The 13,214-nt window shown below is 43.6% G+C and carries 13 protein-coding genes, 1 tRNA gene and 3 pseudogenes; 3 read left to right on the forward strand and 14 right to left on the reverse strand.

What is annotated here, in order from left to right:
- Positions 1-170 precede the first annotated feature (170 nt).
- From DYADSP32_RS16770 to DYADSP32_RS16780, 3 genes are read left to right on the forward strand one after another with little or no spacing between them, the layout of a single operon-like run.
- On the forward strand, positions 171-386 hold the full coding sequence (locus DYADSP32_RS16770; protein ID WP_149241667.1) for a helix-turn-helix domain-containing protein: 216 nt from the start codon (positions 171-173) through the stop codon (positions 384-386).
- A complete protein-coding gene (locus tag DYADSP32_RS16775; RefSeq protein WP_149241666.1) occupies positions 383-709 on the forward strand; it encodes a HipA N-terminal domain-containing protein in 327 nt (108 codons plus the stop codon). The genes DYADSP32_RS16770 and DYADSP32_RS16775 overlap by 4 nt, the downstream gene beginning before the upstream one ends.
- Positions 709-1,695 carry a HipA domain-containing protein gene (locus DYADSP32_RS16780; RefSeq protein ID WP_149241665.1) on the forward strand — a complete coding sequence of 329 codons (987 nt, stop codon included), beginning with the start codon at positions 709-711 and terminating at the stop codon, positions 1,693-1,695. The genes DYADSP32_RS16775 and DYADSP32_RS16780 overlap by 1 nt, the downstream gene beginning before the upstream one ends.
- A gap of 49 nt (positions 1,696-1,744) precedes the next feature.
- Here DYADSP32_RS16780 and DYADSP32_RS16785 read toward each other — a convergent pair whose 3' ends face one another.
- The 14 genes and pseudogenes from DYADSP32_RS16785 to DYADSP32_RS16850 form a co-directional block, all read right to left on the reverse strand.
- A complete protein-coding gene (locus DYADSP32_RS16785; protein WP_414617852.1) occupies positions 1,745-2,449 on the reverse strand; it encodes a HipA domain-containing protein in 705 nt (234 codons plus the stop codon).
- Positions 2,450-2,537: 88 nt separating this feature from the next.
- A complete protein-coding gene (locus DYADSP32_RS16790) occupies positions 2,538-2,873 on the reverse strand; it encodes a HipA N-terminal domain-containing protein (protein WP_149241663.1) in 336 nt (111 codons plus the stop codon).
- A gap of 4 nt (positions 2,874-2,877) precedes the next feature.
- Positions 2,878-3,078, reverse strand: coding sequence for a helix-turn-helix transcriptional regulator (locus DYADSP32_RS16795; protein ID WP_149241662.1), 201 nt, complete (start codon positions 3,076-3,078; stop codon positions 2,878-2,880).
- Positions 3,079-3,544: 466 nt separating this feature from the next.
- A complete protein-coding gene (locus DYADSP32_RS16800; protein ID WP_149241661.1) occupies positions 3,545-4,468 on the reverse strand; it encodes a nucleotidyl transferase AbiEii/AbiGii toxin family protein in 924 nt (307 codons plus the stop codon).
- On the reverse strand, positions 4,465-5,256 hold the full coding sequence (locus DYADSP32_RS16805; RefSeq protein ID WP_149241660.1) for a type IV toxin-antitoxin system AbiEi family antitoxin: 792 nt from the start codon (positions 5,254-5,256) through the stop codon (positions 4,465-4,467). Before DYADSP32_RS16805 ends, DYADSP32_RS16800 begins: the two co-directional genes overlap by 4 nt.
- A 443-nt stretch (positions 5,257-5,699) precedes the next feature.
- On the reverse strand, positions 5,700-5,870 hold the full coding sequence (locus tag DYADSP32_RS16810) for a hypothetical protein (RefSeq protein ID WP_414617853.1): 171 nt from the start codon (positions 5,868-5,870) through the stop codon (positions 5,700-5,702).
- Positions 5,867-6,130, reverse strand: a complete 264-nt coding sequence (locus DYADSP32_RS16815) for a hypothetical protein (RefSeq protein WP_414617854.1) — start codon at positions 6,128-6,130, stop codon at positions 5,867-5,869. Before DYADSP32_RS16815 ends, DYADSP32_RS16810 begins: the two co-directional genes overlap by 4 nt.
- Positions 6,131-6,211: pseudogene (locus DYADSP32_RS16820) on the reverse strand (hypothetical protein); the annotation flags it as partial.
- A gap of 20 nt (positions 6,212-6,231) precedes the next feature.
- Positions 6,232-6,735 (reverse strand): annotated as a pseudogene (locus tag DYADSP32_RS16825) (HipA domain-containing protein); the annotation flags it as partial.
- Positions 6,736-6,819: 84 nt separating this feature from the next.
- A pseudogene (locus tag DYADSP32_RS16830) lies at positions 6,820-6,972 on the reverse strand (helix-turn-helix domain-containing protein); the annotation flags it as partial.
- A 155-nt stretch (positions 6,973-7,127) separates the two neighbouring features.
- Complete coding sequence (locus DYADSP32_RS16835; protein WP_149241657.1) at positions 7,128-10,826, reverse strand: hypothetical protein; 3,699 nt, start codon at positions 10,824-10,826, stop codon at positions 7,128-7,130.
- Between the two features lie 1,021 nt (positions 10,827-11,847).
- A tRNA-His gene (locus DYADSP32_RS16840) sits at positions 11,848-11,923 on the reverse strand.
- Positions 11,924-12,055: 132 nt separating this feature from the next.
- A complete protein-coding gene (locus tag DYADSP32_RS16845; protein ID WP_149241656.1) occupies positions 12,056-12,661 on the reverse strand; it encodes a superoxide dismutase in 606 nt (201 codons plus the stop codon).
- Between the two features lie 61 nt (positions 12,662-12,722).
- Complete coding sequence (locus tag DYADSP32_RS16850) at positions 12,723-13,175, reverse strand: nucleoside deaminase (protein ID WP_414617855.1); 453 nt, start codon at positions 13,173-13,175, stop codon at positions 12,723-12,725.
- Positions 13,176-13,214: the final 39 nt, after the last annotated feature.

Here is a 13,214-nt window from a genome sequence, read left to right on the forward strand (position 1 = left end):
TTGTCAGCCTGAAGATTCAGCCCCGCCCCTTGCAGAAAGTACATTTAAGTGTACTTTCTTATCCCGTGCTTCAACCTTTACCAAGCTTTCACCTGAAAAGTACATTATAAAATACTTTCAGATGATTATTTGGCGAAAATCCTTATCTTTACCTTAAAAAGAACATTCTAATGGACTTTGCACCTATCATTGAGGCGATCAAAGCAAGGCGAGAATCACTAAAGGTTACGCAAAAAGCGCTATCAGACTTATCTGGTGTAGCGCTGGGCGCTTTAAAAAAATTCGAGTCTGGCAAAGGCAATCCTACTTTATCAACATTGAGAAAACTATGTGATGCCCTGGGCCTTGAAATCGCCCTAAGCGTAAAAAAAACCACTAATCCATGAGAAGAGCAAAGGTTCTTTTTAAAGGCAAGGAGGCCGGTATCCTATTGCAGGATAACAACGGTGCATTTGAATTTCACTACCACAAAGAATGGGTGGAAGACAGCTCGAAACCTCCAATTAGTTTGACTTTACCAAAACGGATTGAGGCCTATCAGTCTCCACACTTATTCCCCTTTTTCTATAACATGTTGCCGGAAGGCTCCAATAAACAAGTGGTCTGTCACCTGAACCGAATAGATCGAAACGACTACTTTGGCTTGCTGCTCACGACTGCAAACATCGACACGATTGGAGCTGTGACAATTATTAAAATCGAAAAGTGATGAGCTTACCAGATATTCAATTTTGCCCGGGCACATTGGCGCCTGACTACGACACTTATAGTAAGAATTGCCTGAAGCGGGTCTTCGATGGCAAGCGCGTAAGCCATATTCTCAGGTATGATTCACCGGCAACCAATCCAGACACCGATGAACTTTTTGATGAAAACCGCAAGCGGATGTCAATATCGGGTGTTCAGAAGAAGTTTTCGGTAATCCTTGATAAGAATAAATTACGGTTGACCGAAGAAGGCGAGCAAGGTAATTATATTTTAAAGCCGATACCAGCCGCCGGCCGCAGGCCGGATCAAATGCCGGCCAATGAGCATCTGACTATGCAGATCGCCAGGCAGGTTTATGGTATCGAAACAGCGGAGAACGCATTGATCTTTTTTGCCGACGGTGCGCAAGCCTATATCACGAAACGATTTGACAGGCATACCGATGGCAGGAAACGTGCGCAGGATGATTTTGCATCATTGGCGGGACGCACGCCCCAAACCCATGGAGAGCACTATAAATACTTAGGAAGTTACCTGGAAATTTTTGAGCTGATGCAAAAGTATGTTCCTGCTTACACAGTCGAATCACCAAAATTGCTCCGCACATTAATCTTTAACTATTTATTCTCTAATGGTGACGCGCATTTCAAAAACTTCTCATTGCTCGAAACCGATCAGGGAGACTATCGTTTGAGCCCAGCCTATGATTTAATCAACAGCCGTATACATATTACCGATAAAGATTTTGCATTGGACGACGGCCTTTTACCCAAAAAACTAGCCCAGGGCACAGTGATGAAGCAATTTACCGTACTAGCTGAGATAGCAGGGATTAACGCGAAAGTGTTTAACGGAATCGTCACCCGCATGCTCAGCGGGCCTGAACAGGTAGAACAGCTAATCTTTGCATCTTTCCTGGACGAGGCGACAAAACGAAATTACTTGCAGGCTTATCAGGGCCGACTCAAGCAGCTTCTGAAAACCTAGTTATTGCTGGGGAAAAGCTTGATCAAGATACTACAGTGTTTCAATTGCTCTACTCAGTATTCGTATTCCATCCCTGTCCCAATGCAAAAATGTCAAAATCGGCTTTTGTGATCCTACTTTTCCTGCCATTCAAAGTAAGCGCAAGTTCATCAGCGTCGTCGGGAAATACCAGATTTACATTGAGCAGATCGTATGCCGGTGATAGAGAAATAGTATGATCGCTATGGTGAATCACTGAAAAGTTCTTCAGGTGCATATCGTTGTTGCCAGTCAGATAACAGAACAAGACTAACTCGAAAAAATTGAGCGTATCAAGCCCCCTATTGGTGCAATACTCAGTAACCAGTTTACCAACTTTTTCGTACGACCCTTTATATTTCTGTTCAGTCAAAAAACCCGAGATCTGGCAGAAGTCTTCGATATGTATTTTCTTGCCTTTATCACGATCAAAGCGCTTTGCGATGTAGGCCAGTTTACCTTCGCTGGTCGGTATCAGAGCATGCTGGCAGGTTCTGATTATTAACAGGTCTGCTAAATGCATTGTCAAATCCTCAGTTTCGGGCATGAATTGAAATTCGTCATGCTGCGGTTTGAGAATATACTGTCCCCATAAACCAACTATCGTTAATCTATCGGTTCCGATTTCCTTTTCAAGATCGACGGAAAGTTTGGGCTGAACCCCGGTTATGGCAATACGCTTATTGACTGTCTTCGTTGCCAGTTCGCTCAATATGTTCTTGTCGAGATGCAGCACAGGTAAGGAGCTTGTACCAAAGAATTTTTTGCAGCACCGGGCATGATAGTGCCCGTCGTCTTGCAGTTTTTGATAACAAAACAAACATCTAGGCATCTGCGACCTCCTCCTGCGGTAAAACGCTCACAGCCCCGATCGCATCCCGGCATAAGGCCAGTAGTAGCTCAAAACCATCATTTCCTTTCAATTTCCAATAGTTTTGGGCGACGTTCAATAACCATCCCTCAGGAATCAGTCCATCGAAAAATGAAAACAGAACTCTGCTTTCGTATGCTTTGGTTTGAAGCGGCAATGTCAAACTTACAGGCATGGCATCTTTATATTGCAGATAGTTATCATCGTAAATAAATGTGTAACCCTCATCCGTCTCCGACAGATAACCCGCCAAATTTTCTTTGTAATAAATAATTGCGTGCCTTGCCATAGCCTTACGATTTAAGATCAACTACACCAACTTGCTTCCCAAATAATGACAATACCTGATTGACCTTGTCAAGACGGAGCGTTTGCTTTCCCTGCTCCAAATCACGAACAAAGCGTAAGCCAACGCCAGCCTTTGCGGCTAGCTCTTCCTGCGTAAGCCCAACCGCTTTTCGCCTCTCTTTAAGAAACTGTGAAAAATTTGACATGTCTATACCCTTTATGGTATAAATGTACTAAATAACCCTTATATTATGCCCAATCGGGTATAATATTAATTGATAATGATAAATTATACCCCATTGGGGCTGAACCACACCTTCCAGTTACTGACCATAACCGAAACAATGATTATCGGTAATCGTTAGACTGTTAAACCAAGTTACCGTTATCAGTCGCCAAAAAGATTTTACTTCCGAAGGCTTGAAAGTTCCCCGTGCATGATTTCAGGCCATGACGTGACTCAAGGCTAGCAATTAGGAATGTGCCGCTCAGCTTCGGTTCTACAAAAAAAGTAGGCTTGAGCTAATAGTGGATCGACTGTCTACTTCACAGACCGTTCATTTAGAAAATCATTGGACAGTTTACCTGATACTTCTATGGTCGCTTCCGAATCATACGAGATTGAACCGAATGCAAGATGCCCGAAAAGTGAACATCGAATGGGTCGCGAGCTCAATTTTTCCAAAGTACCGCTTTGAGCTTTTCGAGCGCTTCCCCGTGTTTTGGTTTGGGCATCCTTGCCAGGTTTATCAGTTTCCATTGAACAGATGGAAGGGCGGCGACCTGCTCGGGATTCTGTAGACCCAACAGATCCCATTGTGGTGTATGAGCCTTAAATGAAATTAGGAATTCCCTTTCCTGGTCAGTCATTTGTTTATGGATCAGCTCGACCAGAAGCTCGCGGGTGTCTTCGAGCTCTTTGAGCGAGACGTCCGCCTCGGCCATCTGTGCAAACTCATTGTCATAAATATCGGTGATGTTCTTATGGTGGGGTGCCAGCAATTCTGACATCGGGCGCTGGTGGCTGATCAAAAACACCAGGAAGGTCTTTCTCAGGTCCTGGGTTAGGCCTTCATTTTCAAGAAGAAACTTCACGTCGAACAAGTCCCTAGGGTGCTGTCTGTCCAATGCCGCGCAGATTTTTCCCGCATACAGATCGGGCAGGGAAGCAACCTGGATTTCGGCATAGCCAAATTCTCTTTCCACTAATTCGCAGACTGCCATACGCTCAGCTTCAAATACCGTCCCGCGTATCACCGGCGAGAGCTCTATCTTGATGCGCACATCGCCAAGTTGCACAATGAGCCGCAATCCATCATTTTGCTCGTGTGTGTTCTGCACCCTGGTCCCCGCGATCGTTTTGATGATCAGTGCACTAAGGCGGGTCAATGCTTCCCGGATATTTTTCAGGGAAGCCTCCCGCGGTTCAGCGGGCAGATAAAGTAAATCGATATCCACCGATAGTCTTGGAAGCTCGCGGTAGAAAAGGTTTATTGCTGTGCCTCCTTTTAAAGCAAAACATTTTTCTGAGTCCAGCAGAGGTAGTACGCGGACGAGAAGTTGCACCTGCTGGTAGTAAATCGTATCCTTTTTCATGCGTTCTGACTTTGTTTAGGAACGGTTATCTGGTAGGTCTTATCCAGCTCACCGTTTTCTGCGATTACACGATTGCCTGAGCCCAGATCTATTCTTTCCGGAATAATCTTTGCCAGCCAGCTGTGACGATTCCGCGTAGCAAACCACAAAAATAACCGCTTGGTTTTGATGCTGGTGCAGTCCTCCAGAAGGCGCTGCAAAGTGCGCGGTGATAATGTTGTCATTCCTTGAAACAGCTGTTCGGCATGTTCGAAAGATATCTGATTAGGAACATCGGCCATCATCTCCAGGCAGGCGCGTTCGGGTCGAGAGATGTTCAGTTCTTGCGTCCCCCCTCCCCAGGTGACCTTTGACGTGCATTGCTGAGAGGTCGCTGGGTCCATCGTCGCAAAAAGCTCAGATCGCCTGTGGCGCACAAAAGTGATTTCACTTATCAGTCCATCAACCCAGATCGGCCATTTGTCGTTGCCGTATAGGTGGATGATTGTTTTTCTGGAACCAGGGATATAATGGGAAAAGCCCTTCAATTCAAGTGCAGTCAGTCCGCCAATCAGGTAATCGGTATTCATGATCGATTGCAAAGTACATACTATGCTCTGCCAACTAAGGCTAACGCTTCCTCTTGTGTAGACGCCTTTTGAAAGTGGTCTGAGTTGCTGACTTTTCACCAGGTTATCGACAGCATGTTTACTTAGAGAGGCTTTTTCCATTAACCACTGCCGGGTAACAATACTTCCCTCAGGCATCAGCTTTTCAAGTTTCCTTCTTCGGTCAGGGTTACTTGGCATATTTATAAAATTGATAAATGACGGCGACTATCGCCGCTAAAACGAAATTATATAAATTAATTGGTTTATCAAATAAAGAGATGACGGCGACTATCGCCGTCATCTCTTTATTTGATAAGAAACTGATAGATATGGACATAGTTTGAAATGACGAGCATCTGTGGTTATCACTACTCTATCGTTCTGAAATTATAGAAGACACTTTCTTAATCGCCGCCTTCTGCTTCGACAAACAACCCAACTCTTGGCACTAAAATCAATTTACTGCCGAAAGTTCGAAAACAAAATGAGCGGACAGCCATGTGGCAGATTAAGTCTCGCTTGACATTATCAAGGTTTTAAATACCATGGCTTTAAGGCCATGCACTTTCTGTTTGCCCGTAATTGTTCTTTGATTGAAAAGTGGGTCTGTATTTCTTGAATCATTTTGGGTCATAGTCATGTCAGGACTGTGAATGGTTCTTAATGATCAGATAGAGTAGTGTGGCGGCTTTTTCTTCAATTGAGGGATAGAAGTCGATATCTCCAAACCCTTTACTGATTTGCGCCACAGAGCATTGAAAGCTATCATCCTTTTCCTTTCCAAAAATGTCTGAGTCGAAATCTCTTCTCATACTCTCAATGATATTTCGGTAATCAGATAGCTCCAGATACTTCGCCTGGCGGGTGTGATACCCTTCGGATTCAATTTTTCATGATCGTAATCGTCCAGTAATTCGAGGCCTTTGGCGAATTGATCAAGCAGGGTCAGATCTGCATCGCCCATTTTTGTCTCAATTGCCCGGCTTAGTATCCGGATTCCATCCTTTAAGATCTGTACCTCCTGCTCCTTTTGATTCAGTCGTTTTTCATTAATCGCATAACCCTGGATCAAATAACCTTTTAAGCGCTGTGTTACCCACTGCCGAAATTGGATTCCTTGCTGTAATTTAACCCGGTAACCAAATGTGATTATTACGTCAAGGTTAAAGTGTGTTAACTAGCCGGAGACGCCTCCCGCAAAATGCTGATTTTACTATTCCAGATTTCCATGTACCGCCGTTTCCAATCATCCGGCAAAAAAGAAGATTGTATTACCCCTTCCACTTTTTCACTCGCACCGGCAAACTTTGCATAAATAGTAGAAACTGCTTTTTCTGGCAAATTCAATCCCAATGCAAAAATGTCAAAATCGGCTTTTGTGATCCTTCTTTTCCTGCCATTCAAAGTAAGCGCAAGTTCATCAGCGTCGTCGGGAAATACCAGATTTACATTGAGCAGATCATATGCCGGTGATAGAGAAATAGTATGATCGCTATGGTGAATCACTGAAAAGTTCTTCAGGTGCATATCGTTGTTCCCTGTCAGGTAGCAGAACAATACCAACTCGAAGAAATTAAGCGTGTCCAGGCTTTTATTGGTGCAATACTGTGTGACCAGTTTGCCAACCTTTTCGTACGACCCTTTGTATTTCTGTTCCGTCAAAAAACCCGAGATCTGGCAGAAGTCTTCACCTCATCGGTCTCTGCAAGATATCCCGCAAAGCTATCCTTGTAATAAACGAACGCTTTTCTGGCCATAAACTCACGATTTGAAATCAACCACACCCACCTCTTTACCAAATAATGACAGAACCTGATTGACCTTGTCCAGTCGAAGCGTTTTCTTACCCTGCTCAAGATCCCTGACAAAGCGCAATCCCACACCGGCTTTTGAGGCAAGCTCCTCCTGCGTAAGCCCACCGGCTGTGTTGTGGTTATATTGGCTTCATAACCGTTAAAATCAGTAACGTGCCAGATTCGCAGCCTACGCGGCGCGGTCTTTAAAATATGAATAACGGGGGGCCTTTCTCAACAGTTTTACATGAACTAGACTGAAAAGAACATGGATCGTCAGTCTAGTGACCTTCTGTCAATGGCAAACTTCGCATCCGTAATAATATCACAAGCAAGTTCCGAATCATCACTTTCTTCCACAAGAATTTGAGCATGATTTCGATCCCCAATATATGCGATTATAAGTGAGAAAAATTCTAAGGCTTTTGTAGATTTAGTCTCTTGTACCCATTTCCTGGCGGTTGAAAAAATAGTTTCAAGAGTCAGGCCATTTTTTATATGCCTATCTACCCAATGGCTTAATCCAAAGTTTTTCTCGAAATGCAAACGTTGGTTTAGCTCTGAAAAAATCGATTCATCATCTAAGCCGGCAGCCAAGCGCCATTTTCCGGTCAACCGGACGTCCAGGTGAGCCTTTCTAAATTCAAACCACGCACGGTCATTGCATAAATCCCAAAATTGATATATCGAAAACTCGTCTATCTCTTCGAGATATGGAACCAAAGCGTTCATTTGTTCGATTCGGGTAATTCCTGGGTGATTGATAGTTTTGATTCCCCACCGTTGAGTTATATACTTAAGCATATCCGGCTTACTAGCACACTCGGCCATTGTAGTTTGGACATAATTTAATAGAGTATTAGTCGCTAAAAATAGCGCTACCTGTATAAACTCTCCGGAATACCGAAGATGGTCCCAATTTGCAACGACAAGTTGTTCTGCTTTCAAGGGGGCGAGCCGCATAAGCAAATCCGCAGTTATCCAATCACTAAAATAGTGCTCATTCCACTGTCTTTTCACAGCCTTATCCCGTCGTGAGAGTTCTGCATCGAGTTCCCTGGTCAATTCGTCTGACCAAATATTACGAGCAAACTGCCACCAAAATTGGCTATTGGCATTTCTAATCTTTTCAATCAGAGCTGGGATCGCACTTTTCTCGCCACGTTTTAATAGTGTTTGTAAAACCAGTTCAAAAAGCAAATCTGACGTTTCCCGTTCTTTAAGAATTGCTAAATCAGAGGGTAGGATTGTTGCTGCCCATAGTCGAAATGAATGAAATCGAATATACTTGTCGTTTGTTTTGTTTTCCCACAGTAATTGGAGGTGTTCTCGGGATAGCTGAGACATAGCACAGCCACCTTCTTGTTGTTGACGCTGCCAATATTCTACCATAGTCCTAGGCAATTCCCAATTCCAACCTTTGATTTCTATTTCTTGTGCTTTTTTAGCGGACTCCCGTGTGATGAAATCCATTGCGTCCACATCGTCGACGCCATAAAGCAAAGTCAAAAGATTTATCCGCAAAGTATCATCATTCTGGCCGCGCCATATTAAGTATTTCAAGGAGGCCTTCGGTAGGTTCTTCCATACCGCCCTTTGTAGTCCGTTATAAGCAACAGCAGCCCTAGGAGAAAGTAACCCATTGTCACGACTTTCATCCGAAAGCTCAGCCCAACCATCGCAAACGGGCCCGAGAAATTTTTCAGCCTCATCTCCGCAACATTGTGAAAATGTCCATATATATTCATCAATATTTTCAGATCTATTTTTGTCTGCTTTCCAACATAGCCAAGCAGCGTCTCGCAGACTAGTATCTCCAATATGCCCAGCCAAACGCAATGCGCCTATACGATGAACTTCAGATATTTGTTCAATACCTAATAAGTGAATAAGCACTTTAAGTAATGATGGTCCATGTTTTGCGTACGCGTGTATAATGGTATTGTCACGCCATACAGCATTTGAACCGGGACCTACGGAATAACACAGCAGTACACCGCCAAGGCAATCGCCGTTGCGTAACGATGCGACATGTTTATTCCATGATCTATCCTCAAATTTTCTGGCAATCTTAACAACTTGTGGGCATTGTGTTTCGGATAAAATTTGAAGAGCAGATTGACGCAATGTTTGATATCGACGTGAGTGCGAATTTGGATCATCCAACCATTGATGTATGCTTTCAACTACCAATTTTTGAACACTATTGTTGGATTCCCCAATCATTTGAAGAGTGTAGAATAGTGCTAGAGGATTTAGTACTTTGGCTCGTGCTATTTCATGTTCTGATAAAAGTTCATGAGTGAGCGATGCACCTATTAGATCTGCAAAGAACGGATCAGAAAAAATACTATCACTCAAACTTCTACTTTTGAGTGATTCAACAATGCTTGAAGCTAAAATATTTTTTTTTACACGATCATGTCTGAAAACGAGATGTGTTTCATTTCCCTGTCCTAAAAGTCGTATGATTTCGCCGTACTTTGCTAAGTCATTCAACAACCTCAGTTCCTTATCAGTGGCTTGCATCCATTTTACAATATCACTCCATAGTGGATTGACATTTTTATTCGCAACCATTTTGCCAGCAATTGAATTCAACACCATCTGATATTCATAAGCTGATTGCATACCTGGCAGGGAGCCAAGACGTTCAGTGCTGCGAAGGATAAAATCAGCAATAGTCTGATCTGGCTTAGATTTATTATCTAAGCTGTAAAGAGCAATGAGCAGAGGATCAAATCCAAGTGAGCTGACAATATCATTCGCATCAAATTCAAGTAATTTGAATTGCTCCAACTCCGCTCGGCGTTGGAGGGCAGCTTTTGCGTCTTTTAAGTTATATGGTCCAAGATGTAAACTCAAAGATTCAATTCGTTTCCTGGCGTCTTCGCCTAGACCTGCGAGGAGTTGCGGCCATACTGGGCAAATAATGCTCCATGAAAGGTCAGTGGAATAATTATTAGCTTTACTTTCTGCGGACCAGGATATTAGTCGTTCAATAAGTGCAGAACTTTGTCCTGATCTGTTTACATCTTCTATAACTAGAACCAGAGGTCTCGAAGCCGAACATAATGACATTGCAACAGATCCAGAAGCTAGTGTGAGAGCTGGATGTAGTTTGCGTAGAGCTGCATCAATGGCTTGATCTATGGTTGATGAAACTGCAAGCAGCTCATGAGACAATATCAATCCGCAACCACCATTCTTAATATGATTTTGTAAAAACTGATAAGATATAACCGTTTTACCATAACCTGATTCACCAACAATAAATCCTACGGGCTGTGGCAACTTGTTGGCAAATACGACAGTAAAATCACGTTCAATAAGTGTGCCCTTTAAGAGGGGTGGATGATGAATTTTTAGGCTTTGAATCGAGATCAGACGAAGCAATTCATAGGAAAGGCGCTCATGTTCTATACCAAGATCCTTCTTTCGCAACCATTGACCATCCGCATTGTTGTCTAAGTAATGGGCAATGCGTGATCGTGACCAAATATCAAGCTGAATCCCATTTTTCCTAGCGATAGCTTCGGTATCCCGCGTAACGTCCTCAGGAGGTTCTTCATTCGTAGTTAAAGCCAATGTCACGAGCAGATTTGGCGTTCTACCTCGTTCTTCTGCGACTATCTCAATAGTTTTTATTAGATCTCCGGTGGGGGCTAATACTTTTCTGTTGGACTGTTTGGTGGGAACTTTTGTATTACTTCGCAACCACTTCATTCGAAGATCTTTTTGCGCACAGATCGTGTGATGTACGGCTACCATATGCGGAGGATCGGAGCCTTTCACAAAGGATATAGCATCCAAAGGAGCTTTTACTGTTTTTCCTTTGGAGTTGATACCCGGCTGCGTCAAGTTCGAGTATAGGCCTGGTTCGGCACTACGAAGGACAGAGGCAGCTAAACGCTCAAATAAGCCCGCGTCGGAAATACTGGATAAGGTCGCGGCAGTGTCGTTGAAATGACTCATAACGTTAAATTTTGGTCTTGTACAGACGACTATGGACTCAGCTAGTAAAATACTGTGGTTCAAGTTAATGCCTTTAATTCGTCTGAACAATTCTAGCTACGCCACTCTCTGTAGTATGATGCAGGTGGATTTTCCATAAATCAATGCCTTTGCATAAGTGATCAGGATGTTGCATTGTAACTGGCTTTACCAGATGCACTTGCCCTTACAGTTTTTGAGAATTCTTGCTGATCAGAGGCGAATTTATACTCAAACTGGTCGCCAAATCCTTTTGGCCGTGAACCTTCTTCTTGGCTGAATCCCACAAAAAAGGCCTCCTAATTCTCATAAATGGGGAGTCATAACTTAACCCTAGATCCATGAAATAATCCTCCGTGTTAACTTTATCCGGGGATAAAAAATTATACCTACTTGACATGTGATAGATGAGTTTTAGGGTAGTTCACGAAAAAGATTATAGTGTCAGTATTCTACCGACAATAACTTAAACAAAAATTATCCAGTAACAGTTGTAGCAAAAAAACCAGACAAACAATTGATTATCTGTATCTTAACCTTAAATTACTCCCGAAGTTGGACTCGAATCTACGATCCTCTGATTAACAGTCGGAGGGTAATTCAATTCCTATCATTCCAGATCAACTACCTCGTAGTTTTTCCTTTAAGCTTTTCATGTCTTCACTTACCTTAATGTCCAAAATTTTGGCATAAATCATAGTCTGCTTCAAAGACCGATGCCCCAGCATCTTCAAAACCGTCTCAACCGGCAATTATGACAGGATTACCGTAGTCGCCAACGTTTGCCAAGCAAAAATCTTAATTTTCACCCAAATATTAAGGCCCTAAAATTCAGGACCTTAATATTTGGGAGGCCGCCGCGCGCAGGGAGACACGGGTCTCGAAGCGTATCGATGCCCCGGCCGCAACCTCTAGAACCACAATCTATCCTAACCGACTGAGCCACGAAAAATGAAATGGAAAAGCACAAAAAAAAAGTCCCTTTCGGGACCTTTTAAAACCTGGGAGGGAGACGGGTCTCGAACCCGCGACCTCTAGAACCACAATCTAGCGCTCTAACCGACTGAGCTACAACCTCCGTTTTTCCCTATTCGGGCAACTCGTTTGAGAATTCCATTCGGGAGTACAAAAGTAGGAAAAGGTTTGAAGCTTGCAAGACTATTTTTTAGTTTTTTTACAAACTTCAAACCTCCCTAGTTTATCAATATGGATTATTTCGAGGCAACGTAAAGAGCGTCAGCAGCTTTCCAGTCCACTACGTTCCAGTATGCGTCGATGTAATCAGGACGTTTGTTCTGATATTTCAGGTAATAAGCATGTTCCCACACATCCAGTCCGATGATCGGTGTGCCTTTTACTTCGGCGATGTCCATCAAAGGATTGTCCTGGTTTGGCGAAGAAGTGATGGCAACACCATCAGCTGTTTTGATAAGCCAAGCCCATCCCGAACCAAAACGGCCTATGGATGCTTTTTTGAACTCATCTTTGAAAGCCGAAAACGAACCGAATTTAGCATCGATCGCTTTTGCCAGTTCGCCAGTAGGTTCTCCACCGCCCGAAGCAGAAAGTGATTTCCAGAAGAAGGAGTGGTTCCAGTGCCCACCACCGTTGTTACGAACCGGTGCCGGTGCCTTGCTGATATTCGCAATGATTTCTTCTATGGACTTGCCTTCCAACTCAGTACCCGCAATGGCTGCGTTCAGATTGGTAACGTAGGCCTGGTGGTGACGGTCGTGATGTATTTCCATCGTCAATGCATCGATATGCGGTTCCAATGCATTGTTGGCGTAAGGTAAAGGATCGAGTGTAAAAGCCATTTCTAACTAAGTTTATGTTTATTAAATCGATTTGCTGTATTTGTAACAGCGTAAAAAGGGTTTATGTTCTTAATCGCTTAAAAAACTTGAGAAGAAGCGCCTGTGCTTCGTCTGCCATAATCCCGGTTGTCAGCTGTGTACGGGGATGTAAAATTTTTGTGCCAAGCCTGCCAAAACCCCGTTTTTCGTCCGAAGCGCCATACACCACCCTTTTCATCTGCGACCAATACAAGGCCCCGCCACACATCACACAAGGCTCCAGTGTCACATAAAGCGTACAATCCTGCAGATACTTTCCACCCAGATGATCCGCAGCAGCCGTGATCGCGATCATTTCCGCATGGGCTGTGACGTCATGGAGTTTTTCGGTCTGATTATAACCCTTCCCGATAATCCTTTCGCCTGCAACCACCACGGCACCTACCGGAATTTCCCCCTCTTCCAGGGCAATTTCTGCCAGGCGCATCGCCTCAGACATAAAATGATAATCGATAATATCGTCCTGTATATTCATGTTCAAAGCTGCACCGGGGACAAAAATGAAGGGCATTCC

It is taken from the genome of Dyadobacter sp. 32, assembly GCF_902506755.1.
In the GTDB taxonomy this organism is placed as follows: Bacteria; Bacteroidota; Bacteroidia; order Cytophagales; family Spirosomataceae; genus Dyadobacter.

Bases quoted from the DNA above. Each gene is read 5' to 3' on its own strand.
- DYADSP32_RS16770 (WP_149241667.1), top strand. From the start codon at position 171: ATGGACTTTGCACCTATCATTGAGGCGATCAAAGCAAGGCGAGAATCA.
- DYADSP32_RS16775 (WP_149241666.1), top strand. From the start codon at position 383: ATGAGAAGAGCAAAGGTTCTTTTTAAAGGCAAGGAGGCCGGTATCCTA.
- DYADSP32_RS16780 (WP_149241665.1), top strand. From the start codon at position 709: ATGAGCTTACCAGATATTCAATTTTGCCCGGGCACATTGGCGCCTGAC.
- DYADSP32_RS16790 (WP_149241663.1), bottom strand. From the start codon at position 2,873: ATGGCAAGGCACGCAATTATTTATTACAAAGAAAATTTGGCGGGTTAT.
- DYADSP32_RS16795 (WP_149241662.1), bottom strand. From the start codon at position 3,078: ATGTCAAATTTTTCACAGTTTCTTAAAGAGAGGCGAAAAGCGGTTGGG.
- DYADSP32_RS16800 (WP_149241661.1), bottom strand. From the start codon at position 4,468: ATGAAAAAGGATACGATTTACTACCAGCAGGTGCAACTTCTCGTCCGC.
- DYADSP32_RS16805 (WP_149241660.1), bottom strand. From the start codon at position 5,256: ATGCCAAGTAACCCTGACCGAAGAAGGAAACTTGAAAAGCTGATGCCT.
- DYADSP32_RS16810 (WP_414617853.1), bottom strand. From the start codon at position 5,870: ATGAGAAGAGATTTCGACTCAGACATTTTTGGAAAGGAAAAGGATGAT.
- DYADSP32_RS16835 (WP_149241657.1), bottom strand. From the start codon at position 10,826: ATGAGTCATTTCAACGACACTGCCGCGACCTTATCCAGTATTTCCGAC.
- DYADSP32_RS16845 (WP_149241656.1), bottom strand. From the start codon at position 12,661: ATGGCTTTTACACTCGATCCTTTACCTTACGCCAACAATGCATTGGAA.
- DYADSP32_RS16850 (WP_414617855.1), bottom strand. From the start codon at position 13,175: ATGAATATACAGGACGATATTATCGATTATCATTTTATGTCTGAGGCG.